This is a genomic window from Streptomyces sp. NPDC037271 (genome assembly GCF_055603605.1).
This window is the reverse complement of the sequence record NZ_JBVJVN010000001.1, coordinates 977,793-993,557: the sequence shown is the minus strand read 5'-3', so window position 1 is coordinate 993,557 and position 15,765 is coordinate 977,793. Positions and strand designations below refer to the sequence as shown.

General features: G+C 72.5%; 14 protein-coding genes and 1 pseudogene. 7 read left to right on the top strand and 8 right to left on the bottom strand.

Annotated elements, in window-relative coordinates; translation table 11 throughout:
* Nucleotides 1–36: 36 nt before the first annotated feature.
* From ACZ7G3_RS04585 to ACZ7G3_RS04575, 3 genes are all read right to left on the bottom strand, one after another.
* On the bottom strand, nt 37–546 hold the full coding sequence (locus tag ACZ7G3_RS04585; RefSeq protein ID WP_426523532.1) for a MarR family winged helix-turn-helix transcriptional regulator: 510 nt from the start codon (nt 544–546) through the stop codon (nt 37–39).
* 77 nt (nt 547–623) lie between these two features.
* Nucleotides 624–917, bottom strand: a complete 294-nt coding sequence (locus ACZ7G3_RS04580) for an MTH1187 family thiamine-binding protein (RefSeq protein ID WP_470923153.1) — start codon at nt 915–917, stop codon at nt 624–626.
* The gene (locus ACZ7G3_RS04575; RefSeq protein ID WP_470923152.1) at nt 914–1,258 is read right to left on the bottom strand and encodes a DUF3817 domain-containing protein; all 345 of its coding nucleotides are present in this window, start codon (nt 1,256–1,258) and stop codon (nt 914–916) included. Before ACZ7G3_RS04575 ends, ACZ7G3_RS04580 begins: the two co-directional genes overlap by 4 nt.
* A 209-nt stretch (nt 1,259–1,467) precedes the next feature.
* Here ACZ7G3_RS04575 and ACZ7G3_RS04570 point away from each other — a divergent pair, with 209 nt between their 5' ends.
* The 4 genes from ACZ7G3_RS04570 to ACZ7G3_RS04555 all read left to right on the top strand — a co-directional run bounded on the left by ACZ7G3_RS04570 (nt 1,468) and on the right by ACZ7G3_RS04555 (nt 4,103).
* Nucleotides 1,468–2,100, top strand: coding sequence for an AIM24 family protein (locus ACZ7G3_RS04570; protein WP_426599728.1), 633 nt, complete (start codon nt 1,468–1,470; stop codon nt 2,098–2,100).
* Between the two features lies 1 nt (nt 2,101).
* The gene (locus tag ACZ7G3_RS04565; protein ID WP_470923200.1) at nt 2,102–2,752 is read left to right on the top strand and encodes an AIM24 family protein; all 651 of its coding nucleotides are present in this window, start codon (nt 2,102–2,104) and stop codon (nt 2,750–2,752) included.
* Nucleotides 2,749–3,525 carry an AIM24 family protein gene (locus tag ACZ7G3_RS04560; protein ID WP_426599729.1) on the top strand — a complete coding sequence of 259 codons (777 nt, stop codon included), beginning with the start codon at nt 2,749–2,751 and terminating at the stop codon, nt 3,523–3,525. Before ACZ7G3_RS04565 ends, ACZ7G3_RS04560 begins: the two co-directional genes overlap by 4 nt.
* 101 nt (nt 3,526–3,626) lie before the next feature.
* Nucleotides 3,627–4,103 carry a MarR family winged helix-turn-helix transcriptional regulator gene (locus ACZ7G3_RS04555; RefSeq protein WP_426599730.1) on the top strand — a complete coding sequence of 159 codons (477 nt, stop codon included), beginning with the start codon at nt 3,627–3,629 and terminating at the stop codon, nt 4,101–4,103.
* Between the two features lie 38 nt (nt 4,104–4,141).
* Here ACZ7G3_RS04555 and ACZ7G3_RS04550 read toward each other — a convergent pair whose 3' ends face one another.
* Together ACZ7G3_RS04550 and ACZ7G3_RS04545 are read right to left on the bottom strand one after the other, a co-directional pair.
* A complete protein-coding gene (locus tag ACZ7G3_RS04550; RefSeq protein ID WP_470923151.1) occupies nt 4,142–5,695 on the bottom strand; it encodes a sensor histidine kinase in 1,554 nt (517 codons plus the stop codon).
* The gene (locus ACZ7G3_RS04545) at nt 5,692–6,360 is read right to left on the bottom strand and encodes a response regulator transcription factor (protein ID WP_470923150.1); all 669 of its coding nucleotides are present in this window, start codon (nt 6,358–6,360) and stop codon (nt 5,692–5,694) included. Before ACZ7G3_RS04545 ends, ACZ7G3_RS04550 begins: the two co-directional genes overlap by 4 nt.
* Nucleotides 6,361–6,485: 125 nt before the next feature.
* Between ACZ7G3_RS04545 and ACZ7G3_RS04540 the strand changes: the two genes are divergently transcribed.
* Nucleotides 6,486–7,268, top strand: coding sequence for a PepSY domain-containing protein (locus tag ACZ7G3_RS04540; RefSeq protein ID WP_470923149.1), 783 nt, complete (start codon nt 6,486–6,488; stop codon nt 7,266–7,268).
* A 13-nt stretch (nt 7,269–7,281) separates the two neighbouring features.
* Here ACZ7G3_RS04540 and ACZ7G3_RS04535 read toward each other — a convergent pair.
* The 3 genes and pseudogenes from ACZ7G3_RS04535 to ACZ7G3_RS04525 form a co-directional block, all read right to left on the bottom strand.
* Nucleotides 7,282–8,496: pseudogene (locus ACZ7G3_RS04535) on the bottom strand (MFS transporter); the annotation flags it as partial.
* A 156-nt stretch (nt 8,497–8,652) separates the two neighbouring features.
* Entirely contained in the window at nt 8,653–9,609 is a 957-nt protein-coding gene (gene meaB, locus ACZ7G3_RS04530) for a methylmalonyl Co-A mutase-associated GTPase MeaB (RefSeq protein ID WP_470923148.1), read from the bottom strand.
* Nucleotides 9,610–9,673: 64 nt separating this feature from the next.
* On the bottom strand, nt 9,674–10,906 hold the full coding sequence (locus ACZ7G3_RS04525) for an acetyl-CoA C-acetyltransferase (RefSeq protein WP_470923147.1): 1,233 nt from the start codon (nt 10,904–10,906) through the stop codon (nt 9,674–9,676).
* 149 nt (nt 10,907–11,055) lie between these two features.
* On the opposite strand from ACZ7G3_RS04525, the gene mce reads away from it, so the two are divergent.
* Nucleotides 11,056–11,496: a methylmalonyl-CoA epimerase gene (gene mce, locus ACZ7G3_RS04520; protein ID WP_426523544.1), complete on the top strand. Its 441-nt coding sequence runs from the start codon at nt 11,056–11,058 to the stop codon at nt 11,494–11,496.
* Nucleotides 11,497–11,729: 233 nt separating this feature from the next.
* Nucleotides 11,730–15,710, top strand: coding sequence for a polarized growth protein Scy (scy, locus tag ACZ7G3_RS04515; protein WP_470923146.1), 3,981 nt, complete (start codon nt 11,730–11,732; stop codon nt 15,708–15,710).
* The last annotated feature ends 55 nt before the right edge of the window (nt 15,711–15,765 follow it).

Here is a 15,765-nt window from a genome sequence, read left to right as displayed (position 1 = left end):
CGTTTCGCGCGATCTTCGAGCGGGCCCGCGACTCGCTCAGGCCTCTTCGAAGTCCCCCGCGGCGACCCGCAGCGGCCGGAGCATCGCGAAGATCTCCCCGCACTCCTCGGCGTCGTACACGCCCAGGCCGAAGTCCATCGCCATGAGGTCGCGGGTGGCCGCCTCGACCACCTCGCGGCCCTTGTCGGTGATGGTGGCGAGGGTGCCGCGGCCGTCGTTGGGGTTGGGGCGCTTGTCCACCAGGCCGGACTTCACCAGCCGGTCGACGGTGTTGGTGACGGAGGTGGGGTGCACCATGAGGCGCTCGCCGATCTTGGACATCGGCAGCTCGCCCGACTTGGAGAAGGTGAGCAGCACCAGCGCCTCGTAGCGCGCGAAGGTCAGCCCGTACGGCTTGACCACCGCGTCGACCTCGCCCAGCAGGATCTGGTGGGCCCGCATGATCGAGGTGATGGCGGACATGGAGGGCACGGCGCCCCAGCGCTGCTTCCAGAGTTCGTCGGCACGGGCGATGGGATCGAAGGAGAGACTGAGGGGCTTCGGCACGGCATCAGACCCTACCGGCCGGTCATATCCCGTCCAGCCCCGTCTCGCGTTTCGATACCACCGCCCACGGCGCGCCGCTACTGCGCGAGGTGCCGCTCCACCGTCTCCACCTTCGACGTGAGGCCGTCCGTCACGCCGGGGCGGATGTCCGCCTTGAGGACCAGGGAGACGCGCGGCGCGCGTGCCTCGACGGCGGCGACGGCGCGCCGGACGACGTCCATGACCTCGTCCCACTCGCCCTCGAGGGAGGTGAACATCGCGTCGGTGCGGTTCGGCAGGCCCGACTCGCGGACCACCCGTACGGCGTCGGCGACGTACTCCCCCACGTCCTCGCCGACACCGAGCGGCGTCACGGAGAAGGCGACGATCATGCTCCCACCACGCCTTCCTGGCGGGCGCGGGAGGCGATGACCGCGTCCTCGGCCTCACGCTTGAGCCTGCGGTCGGCGAAGAAGCCGCCGGTCGGCAGGACCGACATGACGAAGTAGAAGGCGGCGGTGCCGAACGGCCACTTGGCGCGGTTCCAGGCGTCCGCCCAGAAGATCACGTAGACGACGAAGAGGAAACCGTGGACCGCGCCCATCACGGGCACCGCGTTGAAGTCGGTGGTCCGCTTCAGGACGGAGCAGACCAACAGCAGCAGGAAGGAGATCGCCTCGGGGCCGGAGACCAGGCGGAGGCGGCGGAGGGCGGAGGCGGTCTTGAGGTCCACGGGTCACCTTCGGTGGGAGAGTCGCCGGGCATCGGCGAACTGGGGGTTTGTGAACGTGCGCACAAGCGCGCGTCCATTGTGGCAAACCGCCGACGCGCCCGGGCGAGGGGGGCGGCGGCACCGGCCCTCGGGGACGGCCGGAGGAGCGTCCGTGCCCGTGGGATCTGTCGGCGGGCCCACTCGGCGGGCTACCTTTCCCATTTGTGGCGATGTTCCGACTCCAAGACAGCAAGGTACTCGCCGTCGACATGACCGGGGACGCCGTGAAGGCGAAGAACGGCTCGATGGTCGCGTACGACGGGGAGATGGCCTTCAAGAAGCTGAGCGGCGGCGGTGAGGGGATCCGGGGGATGGTGACCCGGCGGATCACCGGCGAACAGATGACGGTGATGGAGGTGAAGGGGCACGGGACCTGCTGGTTCGCGGACCGGGCCTCGGAGATCAGCCTCGTGGGTCTCCAGGGCGACACGCTGTACGTCGAGTCCAGCAACTTCCTGGCGGCCGACGCCGGGCTGCGGACCGGCACCAGCTTCACGGGAACCCGCGGCGCCTCCCAGGGCAACGGGCTGTTCACCACCACCGTGCAGGGGCACGGGCAGGTGGCGATCATGTCGGACGGGCCGGCGGTGGTGCTGCGGGTCAGCGCGCAGTACCCGCTGACGGTCGACCCGGGCGCGTACGTCGCGCACCAGGGGAACCTGCGGCAGTCCTTCCAGTCGGGTGTGACCTTCCGCACGCTGTTCGGGGAGGGCGGCGGGGAGGCCTTCCAGATCCGCTTCGAGGGCGACGGCCTGGTGTACGTGCAGCCGAGCGAGCGGAACACGATCGCGGGGGATGTGTGAGATGGCCTTCCGGGAGATCAACTCCAAGATGGTGCAGGCGACCGTGGCGCCCGGGCAGCGGCTGTTCAGTCAGCGCGGCGCGATGCTCGCCTACCAGGGCGAGGTGTCCTTCACCCCCAATCTGCGGGGCGGCCAGGGCGGCGTCATGTCGATGATCGGCCGCCGGGTGGCGAACGAGGACACACCGCTGATGACCGTCGAGGGCAGCGGCACCGTGCTCTTCGGGCACGGCGGCCACCACGTCCAGGTGATCGCCCTCGCCGGCGACACCCTGTACGTCGAGGCGGACCGCCTCCTCGCCTTCGAGGGCACCCTGGAGCAGGGCACGGTGTTCCTGGGCTCGCAGGGCGGGGTCATGGGCATGGTGCGCGGCCAGGTCAGCGGGCAGGGGCTGTTCACGACGACGCTGAAGGGCCACGGGGGCGTCGCGGTGATGGCCCACGGGGGCGTCTTCGCCATCCCCATCACCCCGCAGCGCCCGGTGCGCGTCGACCCGCAGGCGTACGTCGCCCACCACGGCGACGTACGCAACAAGCTGTCCACGGCGATGGGCTGGCGGGACATGGTGGGGCGCGGCTCCGGCGAGGCGTTCCAGCTGGAGCTCAGCGGCAGCGGCACGGTGTACGTCCAGGCGTCCGAGGAGAAGCTGTGAGCACCGTTCACCACGACCCGGCGACGCTGCCGGCCGACGACAACGTCAACGCGTACACCTTCTGCGTGGAGCTCAAGGGGAGCCAGTGGTTCCTGCAGAAGGGGAAGATGATCGCCTACTACGGGACGATCGAGTTCAACGGGATCGGGCACGGCCGGCTGGACCGCCTGGTGCGGACGTCCTTCCATTCGCCTCTGCACGCGAGCGACTGGGTGGTGGCCGAGGGCTCGGGCAAGATGCTCCTCGCCGACCGGGCCTTCGATGTGAATTCGTATGACCTGGAAGACGGCAACCTGACCATTCGCTCAGGCAACCTGCTTGCTTTTCAGCCAAGTCTCGCCCTCAAGCAGTCGATCGTGCCGGGCTTCCTGACACTGATCGGAACCGGGAAGTTCGTGGCCGCGTCGAACGGGCCGGTGGTGTTCATGGAACCCCCGATCCGGGTCGACCCGCAGGCCCTGGTCGGCTGGGCCGACTGCCCGTCTCCGTGCCATCACTACGACCACGGGTACATGACCGGCCTACTGGGCGGTCTACGTGCCATGACGGGCCTCGGCGGGGCCTCCGGGGAGGAGCACCAGTTCGAGTTCGTGGGGGCGGGGACGGTGCTGCTGCAGTCGAGCGAGGCGCTGATGGCGGAGCAGTCCACCGGAGCCGCTCCGCAGCAGCCGGGGGTGCCCGGCGGCGGGCCCTCCGCACCTCAGGGCGGCCGGTCCGGGGTACCGGGGCTTCCCGGACAGCTGGGGGACCTCCAGCGCCGCTTCGGGCTGTGAGCGGTAACCTGCGGAGTGTGACGTCGAACGCGTGCGCACCGTTCCCGTCACGGAGAAACCCTTACTAGTTCGCCTTTCAACATTTTAGGTAGACTTCATTCATGGAGACCGAGACGGCCACCCGCTGGCTGACCGATACGGAGCAGTGTGCTTGGCGCACCCACCTGGAGGTCAACAGGCTGTTGACGCACCAGCTCGAGAAGGACCTGCAGCCGTTCGGCCTGACGATGAACGACTACGAGATCCTGGTGAACCTCTCCGAAGCGGAAGGCGACAGGCTGCGGATGAGCGACCTGGCCACCGCCACGATGCAGTCCAAGAGCCGCCTCTCCCACCAGATCACCCGCATGGAGAACGCGAACCTGGTCCGGCGGGAGAACTGCGAGTCCGACCGCCGCGGGCTCTACGCCGTCCTCACCGAGCACGGTCTGGAGACGATGCGGAAGGTCGCGCCGCACCATGTGGCATCCGTCCGCAGGCATTTCATCGACCTGCTGGCCCCCGAGGCCCTGACCGGCCTCGACAAGGCGCTCAAGCCGATCGCGGAGCACCTGCGCGGGCAGCGGGGGCGTCCCTGATCACGCCTGATCTCACGTCCCCGACCTCACGCCCCTGATCACGGCCGCGGGGGCGTGAGGGTCTGGGCGGCCGGCAGGCGGAGCTCGAACAGGGCGCCGCCCGCCGGCGCCTCGTGAACGGTGAGCGTGCCACCGTGCCGCACGGCGACGTCACGGGCGATGGCCAGCCCCAGCCCGGCCCCGCCGTCGTCGCGGCTGCGGGCGGCGTCGAGCCGGACGAACCTCTCGAAGATCCGCTCCCGGTCGGCGGCCGGCACGCCCTCCCCGTCGTCGGCCACCGCGACCACGGCCAGGTCGCCGTCGCGGCGCACGGACACCTCGACCGCCGAGCGGGCGTGCCGCTGCGCGTTGTCGAGGAGATTGGCCAGCACCCGCCCCAGTTGCCCCCGCGACCCGGCCACCGTCACCTCGCCCGCTTCGCCCGCTCCTTCACCCGCTCCATCAGCCGCCCCATCAGCCGCTCCTTCACCCGCTCCGTCGCCCTGGGACCGCACGCTCACCCCCGGCCGGCCCCCGGCCTCCTCCCGCGCGAGCGCCGCGAGGTCGACGCGCGCGTCGGCGGGCCGTTCCCCCGCGTCCAGCCTGGCCAGCAGCAACAGGTCGGCGGCGAGCCGCTGCAGCCGTACGGTGTCCTCCACGGCGCCGTCGAGGTCGAGCAGCTCCGGATGGGCGGCGGCCACCTCCAGCTGGGTGCGCAGCGAGGCGATGGGGCTGCGCAGCTCGTGCGAGGCGTCGGCGACGAAGCGCCGCTGCCGCTCCACCGAGGACTCCAGCGCGGCCAGCGTCTCGTTGGTGGTCGAGGCGAGCCGGGCCACCTCGTCGTGGGTGTCCGGCACCGGGACGCGGCGCGCGAGGTCCTCGCTGGCGGTGATCGCGGCCATCTCCCGGCGGATGCCCGCCACGGGGCGCAGCGCGCGCCCGGTGACCAGCCAGGTCACCCACCCGACGACCGCGAGGAGCAGCGGAAAGCCGATCAGCATGACGGTCAGCGCGGTGTTCACGGCGCCGTGTTCGGCGGACAGCGGGGCACCGGCGTAGACGGTGAGCTGGTCACCGTCCCGGGTTTCCACGGGTACGGCGGCGAAGCGGTAGTCCTCCGTGTCGCCGCCGATCGTCGCCGAACCGTCGCTGACGGTGGTCCGCTCGCCGATCTCACCGGGCTCCAGCGAATCGCCGGCGTCGTCCGAGTCGCCACCGTCGTCGTCGCCGTCATCGTCGTCGCCGCCGTCATCGTCGCCACCGTCGTCGTCGCCGCCGTCGCCGGTGGGGGTCGGCTGCGGCTGCACCGCGTCGACGCCCGTGCCGCTGATCCGCTCCAGGTCTTCGCTGGCGGCGACGAGCGTGCCCTCCTCGTCGACGATCTGCACCGGGCGGTCGTCCACGTCCAGGGACAGCTCGGTGTACCGCGTCCCGACGGACAGCTCGGCGGCGACCTCCCGCGCGGAGCGCTCGGCCTGGGTGCCGGCCTCGCCGAGCAGGTTGGAGCGCAGGGACAGCAGGACGGCGGTGCCGGCCGCGACGAGGGCGACGGCGACCACGAGGGTGGCGCCGAGCGTGGCCCGGGCCCGGACCGACCCGAAGAGCCGGCTCATCGCTCGCCCTCCAGCCGGTAGCCGGCGCCGCGCACGGTGCGGATGAGGCCGGCGCGCAGCTTGCGCCGCAGGGCGCTGACGTACACCTCGACGATGTTGGGGTCGCCGTCGTAGGCGAAGTCCCAGACGTGTTCCAGGATCTCCGCCTTGGACACGACGTGTCCGGCCCGCACGACGAGCTGCTCCAGGACGGCGAACTCCTTGGCGGTGAGGGTGACCTCCCGCTCGGCCAGGAAGACCCGGCGGGCGGCGGTGTCGACCTTCAGGTCCCCGTGGACGTGCACGGGCGACGCCCCGGTGCCCTGCGCCCGCCGCCGCAGCAGGGCCTTCACGCGCGCGACGAGGACGACGTACGAGAAGGGCTTGGTGAGGTAGTCGTCCGCGCCCGTGTCCAGGCCCTCCGCCTCGTCGTACTCGCCGTCCTTGGCGGTGAGCATCAGGATCGGCACGTCGTGCCCCGCGGCGCGCAGGGCGGCGCAGACCCGGTAGCCGTTGAGGCCGGGCAGCATGATGTCGAGGATGACCAGGTCGTACGTGCCCTCGCCGGCCCGGTGCAGGCCCTCCCGGCCGTTGTGGACGACGTCCACGGCGTAACCCTCGGCGGTGAGGCCCTTGGCGAGCGAGAGGGCAAGCCGCTTCTCGTCCTCCACGATCAACAGACGCATGGGTAAAGAGTCGCAAAACCAAGCTGAAGATCCCTTCAGGCGGCTTCAGCTTGGCCTCAGCGTCGGTGGACGACAGTGAAGGCGTCGAAATCGAATTGATTCCGTACGACTCGGGAGGAACTCGCATGAAGCGCAACATCGTGATCGCCGCCGTCACCGCCGCCGCACTGATCGGAGGCGGTACGGCGACGGCTCTGGCGACCACGGACGACGACTCGGGTACGACGACGCGTCAGACGGACGTGCGCGGCGCCTCGGACGACGACGCGGGCGACCGGGCGGACGACGCCGCCGACGACCGGGACGACTCCCGCGACGGTGACCGCGACGACGACGCCTCCCGCGTGTCCTCGGCGAAGGTGACGGCGGCCGACGCCATCGCCGCCGCCCTGAAGAAGGCCCCCGGCACCGCCGTCTCCGCCGAACTGGACGACGCGGACGACGACGGCGACGACGGCGAGCGCGCGGCCTGGGAGGTCGACGTCCTCTCCGGTGACGGCACCTGGCACAGCGTGTGGATCGACCCGGCCGACGGCAAGGTCCTCGGCTCGGAGACGGACGACGAGGACGACACCGACGAGGTGCGGGCCGCCCTGAAGGGCACGTCCGTGGACGCCGCCGAGGCCGCGAAGGCCGCGGCCGGCCACGGGACTGTGACCTCCGTGGAGCTGGACGACGACGGCTACTACGGCGACGGCGAGGCGGCCTGGGAGGTCGAGACCCGCACCTCGGGCGAGGACGAGCAGGACTGGCGGGTCGACCCGGAGACCGGCAAGGTCACGGCCGATCGCTCACACCACTCGGACTCCGACGACTCCGACGACTCGAATGACTCGGATGACTCGGATGACTCCGACGACTCTGACGACTCGGATGACTCCGACGACTCCGGCTCGGACGACGACTGAGCAGCCCCGTCCGCCCGGCGGACCGGCCGTGGCGGCGACCCGGCACCAGCGCCGCCGCCACGGCGACCACGCCGGACACCGCGAAGCACACCGGCAGCGGCAGCCGTTCCACCAGCAGGCCCACCGCGGCGGCACCGGCGGAACCTCCGGCGTTCACCGCGGTGTTGACCCAGGCGCCCGCCCGGGTCCGGAATCCCGGCGCCGCGCTCTCGTCGGCGATCAGGTACGCCGTCGTCAGCGCCGGTGCCACGAACAGGCCCGCGCAGGCGACGGCCGCGACGAGTGACCCTATGCCGGGCGCGAGGCCCGCGGCGATCAGGCAGAGGCCGAGGCCGGCCGCGAGGAACGGCAGCCGGGCGCGGGCGGACGACGTCCAGGTGACGGCGCCGTTCAGCAGCCCGCCGACCGCACTGCCCGCCGACAGCGCCGCGAGCACCCAGGCGACGGTGGAGCCGCCGAGCCCGCGCTGCCCCGCGAAGGCGACGACGAGGAGGTCGACGGCGCTCACCGAGACGCCGACGGCGGCGGCGACGACCACGGGCTGCAGCAGGGCGCGCCCTTGCCCCGCTCCCCCTCGGCCGGCGGGCACCGAGTCCTCCTTCGCACGCTCCGCCGGACGCAGCACGCCCGCCGCCGGTGACGTGACGAAGGCGAGGGTGCCCACCGCCACCAGCAGCGCGCTGAGCAGCACCCCGACATCAGGTGTGGCGACCCCGGCCACCACGCCGACCAGGAGCGGACCCGAGACGAAGAGGAGTTCCTCGGCGACGCCGTCCAGGCTGTAGGCGCGCTGCAGCATGGCCCGGTCGGGCAGCAGCCCGGCCCACACCGCGCGCATCGTGGGGCCGAGGGGCGGCGTGCAGGCGCCCGCGAGCGCGGCGGTCACCGCGAGGACGGCCGCGGGTGTGCCCGGCTGCCGGCAGACCGCCGCCAGCGCGCAGAGCAGCACGGCGTACAGCAGGGCCATGGGGAGCAGGGCCCGGCGCGGGCCGTGCCGGTCGACGAGGGCCGCGCGGTAGGGGGACAGGAAGACGCTGGTGGCGCCGAACAGCGCCATGACCGTGCCGGCCACGGCGTACGACCCGGTGGACCGGGTCAGGGAGAGCATCAGCGCGAGGGAGACCGTGCCGTACGACAGCCGGCCGACGAGGGCGGCGGCGAAGGTACGGCGGGCATGGGGGACACGGAGGACGGCGGCGTACGAGGGCCGTGGAGCATGCGTGGACACGGAAGGTTCCTCAGAGGACGGCAACGAGGGGACGCCGAAGCACGCGACGGCCGGGTGCGGCGGTCGCGTGCGGGGCGGGCCCTAGGCCAAGAGGAGGAACATGCGGGTCAACTTACCGGCGCGGCGCTGGGGCCGCACCGGCTTTCTGTTCCGGCGTCAGCCGCTCGTCAGCCCCGCCACCAGTTCGTCCGCCGCGCGGTACGGGTCCAGGTCGCCCGCGACGATGCGTTCCGCCAGCGCGCCGAGGCGGCGGTCGCCGTGCAGGTCGCCGATGCGTTCACGCAGGGCGGTGACGGCGATGGTCTCGACCTCGCGGGCGGCGCGGGCCCGGCGGCGTTCGGTGAGGACGTCCCGTTCCTCCATCCACGCGCGGTGCTTCTCCAGGGCCTCGACGACCTCGTCGACGCCCTCGCCGCGCGCGGCGACCGTCTTGACGATGGGCGGGCGCCAGTCGCCGGGGCCGCGGGTCTCGCCGAGGCCCAGCATGTGGTTCAGCTCGCGGGCGGTCGCGTCCGCGCCGTCGCGGTCGGCCTTGTTGACGACGTAGACGTCGCCGATCTCCAGGATTCCGGCCTTGGCGGCCTGGATGCCGTCGCCCATGCCCGGGGCGAGGAGGACGACGGAAGTGTCAGCCTGGGAGGCGATCTCCACCTCCGACTGGCCCACGCCGACCGTCTCGACGAGGATCACGTCGCACCCTGCCGCGTCGAGGACGCGGATCGCCTGCGGTGCCGCCCAGGCGAGGCCGCCGAGGTGGCCGCGGGTCGCCATCGAGCGGATGTAGACGCCCGGGTCGGACGCGTGCTCCGACATCCGGACGCGGTCGCCGAGCAGGGCGCCGCCGGAGAAGGGGGAGGACGGGTCGACGGCGAGGACGCCGACCCGCTTGCCCCGCTTGCGGTACGCCGTCACCAGCGCCGAGGTGGAGGTGGACTTGCCGACGCCCGGCGAGCCGGTCAGACCGACCACGTACGCCCCGCCGGTCAGCGGCGCGAGCGTCCGCATGACCTCCCTGAGCTGCGGGGACGCCCCCTCGACCAGGGAGATCAGCCGGGCCACGGCCCGCGGCCGGCCTTCCCTGGCCTGGGCAACCAGCGAGGAGACGTCCTGCATCACAGCTCCGTTCAGTGGGAAGTCGTCACCCGGTCGGTGAAGGTCGTATCGCGGTAACGCGGCGTCAGGACTTGGGTACCCGCACGATCAGCGCGTCACCCTGGCCGCCGCCGCCGCACAGCGCCGCCGCGCCGACCCCGCCGCCGCGCCGCTTCAGCTCCAGCGCCAGGTGCAGCACGAGCCGGGCGCCGGACATGCCGATGGGGTGACCCAGCGCGATGGCGCCGCCGTTGACGTTCACCTTTTCGGTGGATACGCCGAGGTCCTTCATTGACTGCACGGCGACGGCCGCGAACGCCTCGTTGATCTCGATCAGGTCCAGGTCGCCGACCTCCAGGCCCTCCTTCTTCAGGGCGTGCCGGATGGCATTGGACGGCTGCGACTGCAAAGAGTTGTCCGGGCCGGCGACGTTGCCGTGGGCGCCGATCTCCGCGATCCACTCCAGGCCGAGCTCCTCGGCCCTGGCCCTGCTCATGACGACCACGGCCGCCGCGCCGTCGGAGATCTGCGAGGAGGAGCCCGCGGTGATCGTGCCGTCCTTGGAGAAGGCCGGCCGCAGCTTGCCGAGCGACTCGGCGGTGGTGTCGCCGCGGATGCCCTCGTCCTTGCTGAACAGCACCGGTTCGCCCTTGCGCTGCGGGATCTCGACCGGAGTGATCTCGGCCTCGTAGACGCCGTTCTTCTGGGCGGCGGCGGCGCGCTGGTGGGACAGGGCGGCGATCTCGTCCTGGGCCGCGCGCTCGATGCCGAGGCGGGTGTTGTGCTTCTCGGTGGACTCGCCCATGGCGATGCCCTCGAAGGAGTCGGTCAGACCGTCGTGCGCCATGGCGTCGAGCATCTGGACCGCGCCGTACTTGTAGCCCTCGCGGGATTTCGGCAGCAGGTGCGGGGCGTTGGTCATGGACTCCTGGCCGCCGGCGACGACCACGTCGAATTCACCCGCGCGAATGAGCTGGTCGGCGAGCGCGATGGCGTCGAGACCGGAGAGGCACACCTTGTTGACCGTGAGCGCCGGGACGTTCATGGGGATGCCGGCCTTCACGGCGGCCTGGCGGGCGGGGATCTGCCCGGCGCCGGCCTGGAGCACCTGCCCCATGATCACGTACTGGACCTGGTCGCCGCCGATCCCCGCACGGTCGAGGGCGGCCTTGATCGCGAAGCCGCCGAGGTCGGCCCCGGAGAAGGACTTCAGCGAGCCGAGCAGCCGCCCCATCGGGGTGCGGGCGCCCGCGACGATGACGGAGGTCGTGCGGTTCGTTCCAGTGGTTCCAGAGGTTTCAGCGGTTCCAGAAGACATGAGCTGCGATCCCCTTTTCCGGCCCGCACAGGCCGAGGAGTGAACGAGGGTTTACTCGAATGTACTGAGCGGTATCCCGCCCGTCACCGGGCTGTCGGTGTGATCGCGCGCACGTTGCGTAACCACCTCCGGAGCGCTGCAATCAATGCATGCTGACGCGAATCGACCACATCGGAATCGCCTGCCGTGACCTCGACGCGACTGTCGAGTTCTACCGTGCCACCTATGGCTTCGAGGTGTTCCACACCGAGGTCAACGAGGAGCAGGGCGTGCGCGAGGCCATGCTCAAGATCAACGATACGTCGGACGGCGGCGCCTCGTACCTCCAGCTCCTGGAGCCCGTCCGCGAGGACTCCGCGGTCGGGAAGTGGCTCGCCAAGAACGGCGAGGGCGTTCACCACATCGCGTTCGGCACGGCGGACGTGGACGCGGACGCCGCGGACATCCGGGGCAAGGGCGTACGCGTCCTGTACGACGAGCCCCGGCGCGGTTCCATGGGGTCGCGGATCACCTTCCTGCACCCCAAGGACTGCCATGGCGTACTGACAGAACTGGTCACTTCGGCGGCCGTTGAGTCACCTGAGCACTGACTCTCGTACATAGGGGCCGGTAGGGTTGGGTGCGGTCGCCGCTCAGTCCAGGGTGACCCGGTCCTGCCGTCAGTGGTGGCGGGACCGCCGGGGTCGTGTTTCGGGGGGCGGACGCCGGGGCAGAAGCACGTGCTCCGCCGTTGATCTGACACCATTCCCCGGGGGCCCCGTCCGGTGGACGGACGGAGCTCGTTCGGGAAGATTTGCGACCAGGGGACGGATGGGACCGCGCAGTGCGGGGCTACGAGAGCCAGGAGCGAGAGCCGGCGGCTGACGTCGACCACCTCTCTCGGTTCGAGGCCGAGATGAAGCGGCTGAAGACCGAGCGGGAAAAGGCGATCCAGCACGCCGAGGACCTCGGCTACCAGGTCGAGGTGCTGCGCGCCAAGTTGCACGAGGCGCGGCGCACCATCATGTCCCGGCCCGCCTTCGACGGCGGCGACATCGGGTACCAGGCCGAGCAGTTGCTGCGCAACGCGCAGACGCAGGCCGAGCAGCTGCGCGCGGACGCCGAGCGGGAGCTGAGCCAGGCGCGGGCGCAGACCCAGCGCATCCTCCAGGAGCACGCCGAGCAGGCCGCCCGGCTCCAGGCCGAGCTGCACCAGGAGGCGGTGACCCGGCGCCAGCAGCTGGACCAGGAGCTGGCCGAGCGCCGGCAGACCGTCGAGTCGCACGTCAACGAGAACGTGGCCTGGGCGGAACAGCTGCGCGCCCGCACCGAGCAGCAGGCCCGCCGGCTGCTCGACGAGTCCCGGGCCGAGGCCGAGCAGGCCATGGCCGCGGCCCGCGCGGAGGCGGACCGGCTCACCTCCGAGGCCCGGCAGCGGCTGCGCAACGACGCCGAGAGCGCCCGCGCCGAGGCGGAGCAGATCCTGCGCCGGGCCCGCGCCGACGCCGAGCGGCTGCTGAACGCGGCCTCCACGCAGGCGCAGGAGGCCACCGACCACGCCGAGCAGCTGCGCACCTCCACCGCCACCGAGTCGGAGGCCACCCGCCGCCAGGTGCAGGAGCTGAGCCGGGCCGCCGAACAGCGCATGTCCGAGGCCGAGGAGGCGCTGCGCAAGGCGCAGGCCGAGGCCGAGAAGGTGGTCGCCGAGGCCAAGGAGGCCGCGTCCAAGGCCCTCGCGAGCGCCGAGCAGACCAACGAGCAGCGCACCCGCACCGCCAAGGAGCAGGTCGCCCGGTTGGTCGGCGAGGCCACCAAGGACGCCGAGTCCACCAGGACCGAGGCCGAGCAGCTGGTCGCGGACGCCCGCGCCGAGGCCGAGAAGATCGTCACCGAGGCCACCGAGAAGGCCCGCACACTCACCGCCGAGGAGACGGCCACCCAGCTGTCCAAGGCCGCCAAGACCGCCGAGGACGTGCTGAACAAGGCGTCCGAGGACGCCAAGCGGACCACGAAGGCCGCCGCCGAGGAGGCCGAGCGGATCCGTACCGAGGCCGAGGCCGAGGCGGACCGGCTGCGCGCCGAGGCGCACGACATCGCCGCCGAGCTCAAGGGCGCGGCGAAGGACGACACCAAGGAGTACCGCGCCAAGACGGTCGAGCTGCAGGAGGAGGCGCGCCGGCTGCGCGGCGACGCCGAGCAGCTGCGTGCCGACGCCGTCGCCGAGGGCGAGAAGATCCGCGCCGAGGCCCGCAAGGAGGCCGTGGCGCAGATCGAGGAGGCGGCGAAGACCGCCGAGGAGCTGCTCGCCAAGGCCAAGGCGGACGCCGACGAGCTGCGGCAGACCGCGACGGCCGACAGCGAGAAGGTCCGCACCGAGGCCATCGAGCGGGCGACGACCCTGCGCCGGCAGGCCGAGGAGACCCTGGAGCGCACCCGCGCCGAGGCCGAGCGGCACCGGGTGGAGGCCGTCGAGCGCGCCGACGAGCTCCAGGCGGACGCCGAGCGGGCCGCCCGCGAACTGCGCGAGGAGACCGAGCGCGCCGTCGAGGCCCGGCAGGCGGAGGCCGCCGGGGAGCTGACGCGGCTGCAGACCGAGGCCGAGGAGCGCCGCACCGCCGCCGAGCAGGCGCTGACCGAGGCCCGTGAGGAGGGCGAGCGGATTCGCCGCGAGGCCGCCGAGGAGAGCGAGCGGCTGCGCACGGAGGCCGCCGAACGGATCCGTACGCTCCAGCAGCAGGCCGAGACCGAGGCCGAGCGGCTGCGCACCGAGGCCGCCGCGGACGCCTCCGCCTCCCGCGCGGAGGGCGAGGCCGTCGCCGTACGGCTGCGGTCCGAGGCCGCGGGCGAGGCGGAACGGCTGAAGTCGGAGGCGCAGGAGAGCGCCGACCGGGTGCGGGCGGAGGCGCAGACCGCCGCCGAGCGCATCGCCGCCGAGGCCTCCGAGACGCTGGCCGCCGCCCAGGAGGAGGCCGCCCGGCGCCGCCGCGAGGCCGAGGAGCTGCTGGGTGACGCCCGGCAGGAGGCGGACCAGGAGCGTGAGCGGGCCCGCGAGCAGAGCGAGGAGCTGTTGGCCTCGGCGCGCAAGCGCGTCGAGGAGGCGCAGGCCGAGGCGGTCCGGCTGGTCGAGGAGGCCGACCGGCGCGCCACCGAGATGGTGTCGGCCGCCGAACAGCACGCGACGCAGGTACGGGAGTCGGTCGCCGGCCTGCACGAGCAGGCCCAGGAGGAGATCACCGGGCTGCGCAGCGCCGCCGAGCACGCGGCGGAGCGCGTCCGGCGCGAGTCCGAGGAGGAGGCGGACCGGGTCCGCGCCGACGCCTACGCCGAGCGGGAACGCGCGAGCGAGGACGCCGCGCGGCTGCGGCGCGAGGCGCAGGAGGAGACGGAGGCCGCCAAGGCGCTGGCCGAGCGGACGATGTCCGAGGCCATCGCGGAGGCCGACCGGATCCGTTCGGACGTGTCCGAGCACGCCCAGCGGGTGCGCACGGAGGCCTCCGACACCATCGCCGAGGCCGAGCAGTCCGCGGCGCGGACCCGGGCGGACGCCCGCGAGGACGCCAACCGCATCCGGTCCGACGCGGCCACGCAGGCGGACACCCTGATCACCGAGGCGCGCTCCGAGGCGGAGCGGCTCACCACGGAGACGGCGGCCGAGACCGACCGGATCCGCACGGAGACGCTCGCCGAGGCGGAGCGCGTCCGCACCGAGGCGGCGACCGAGGCCGAGCGGGTACGCACGGAGGCGGCCGACGAGGCGGAGCGGCTGCGGACCGAGACGGTCGCGGAGGCCGAGCGGGTCCGCGCCGAGGCCACCGCCCGGGCCGAGCAACTGGTCTCGGACGCCACCGGGGAGGCGGAGCGGCTGCGCGCCGAGGCCGCCCAGACGGTCGGCTCCGCCCAGCAGCACGCCGAGCGCGTCCGCACCGAGGCGGAGCGCGTCCGGGCCGAGGCGGCCGCGGAGGCCGAGCGGGTGACCACGGCCGCCCGCGAGGAGGCCGAACGCACCCTCGACGAGGCCCGCAAGGACGCCAACAAGCGGCGCTCGGAGGCGGCCGAGCAGGTCGACACGCTCATCACGGAGACCACGGCCGAGGCCGACAAGCTGCTCACCGAGGCCCAGCAGCAGGCCCAGAAGGCCACCGCGGACGCCGAGTCGCAGGCCGACACCATGGTCGGCGCGGCCCGCGCGGAGGCGGACCGGATCGTCGCGGAGGCAACGGTCGAGGGCAACAAGCGGGTGGAGAAGTCCCGTACGGACGCGGACGAGCTGCTGGTCGGCGCCCGCCGGGACGCGACCGCCATCAGGGAGCGCGCGGAGGAGCTGCGCGAGCGGCTCACCTCCGAGATCGAGGAGCTGCACGAACGGGCCCGCCGCGAGGCCGCCGAGACGATGAAGTCGGCCGGCGACCGCTGCGACGCGCTCGTCAAGGCCGCCGAGGAGCAGCTCGCCAAGGCGGAGGCGAAGGCCAAGGAGCTGGTGTCGGAGGCCAACTCCGAGGCCGGCAAGGTGCGCATCGCCGCCGTCAAGAAGGCGGAGGGACTGCTCAAGGAGGCCGAGCAGAAGAAGGCGTCCCTGGTCCGGGAGGCCGAGGAGCTCAAGGCCGAAGCGGTCGAGGAGGCCCGGCGCACGGTCGAGGAGGGCAAGCGCGAGCTGGAGGTCCTGGTGCGGCGCCGCGAGGACATCAACGCCGAGATCTCCCGGGTGCAGGACGTGCTGGAGGCGCTGGAGTCCTTCGAGGCGCCGGCGGGCGGCAAGGACAACGGGGTCAAGGCCGGAGCCACGGTCGGTGCCCCACGTTCGGGTGGCAAGTCGTCAGACGGCTAGCGTCCGGGACGGATTCGGTGTCTCCTGGAGATATTTGGCTGCTTTTCCGACCAAC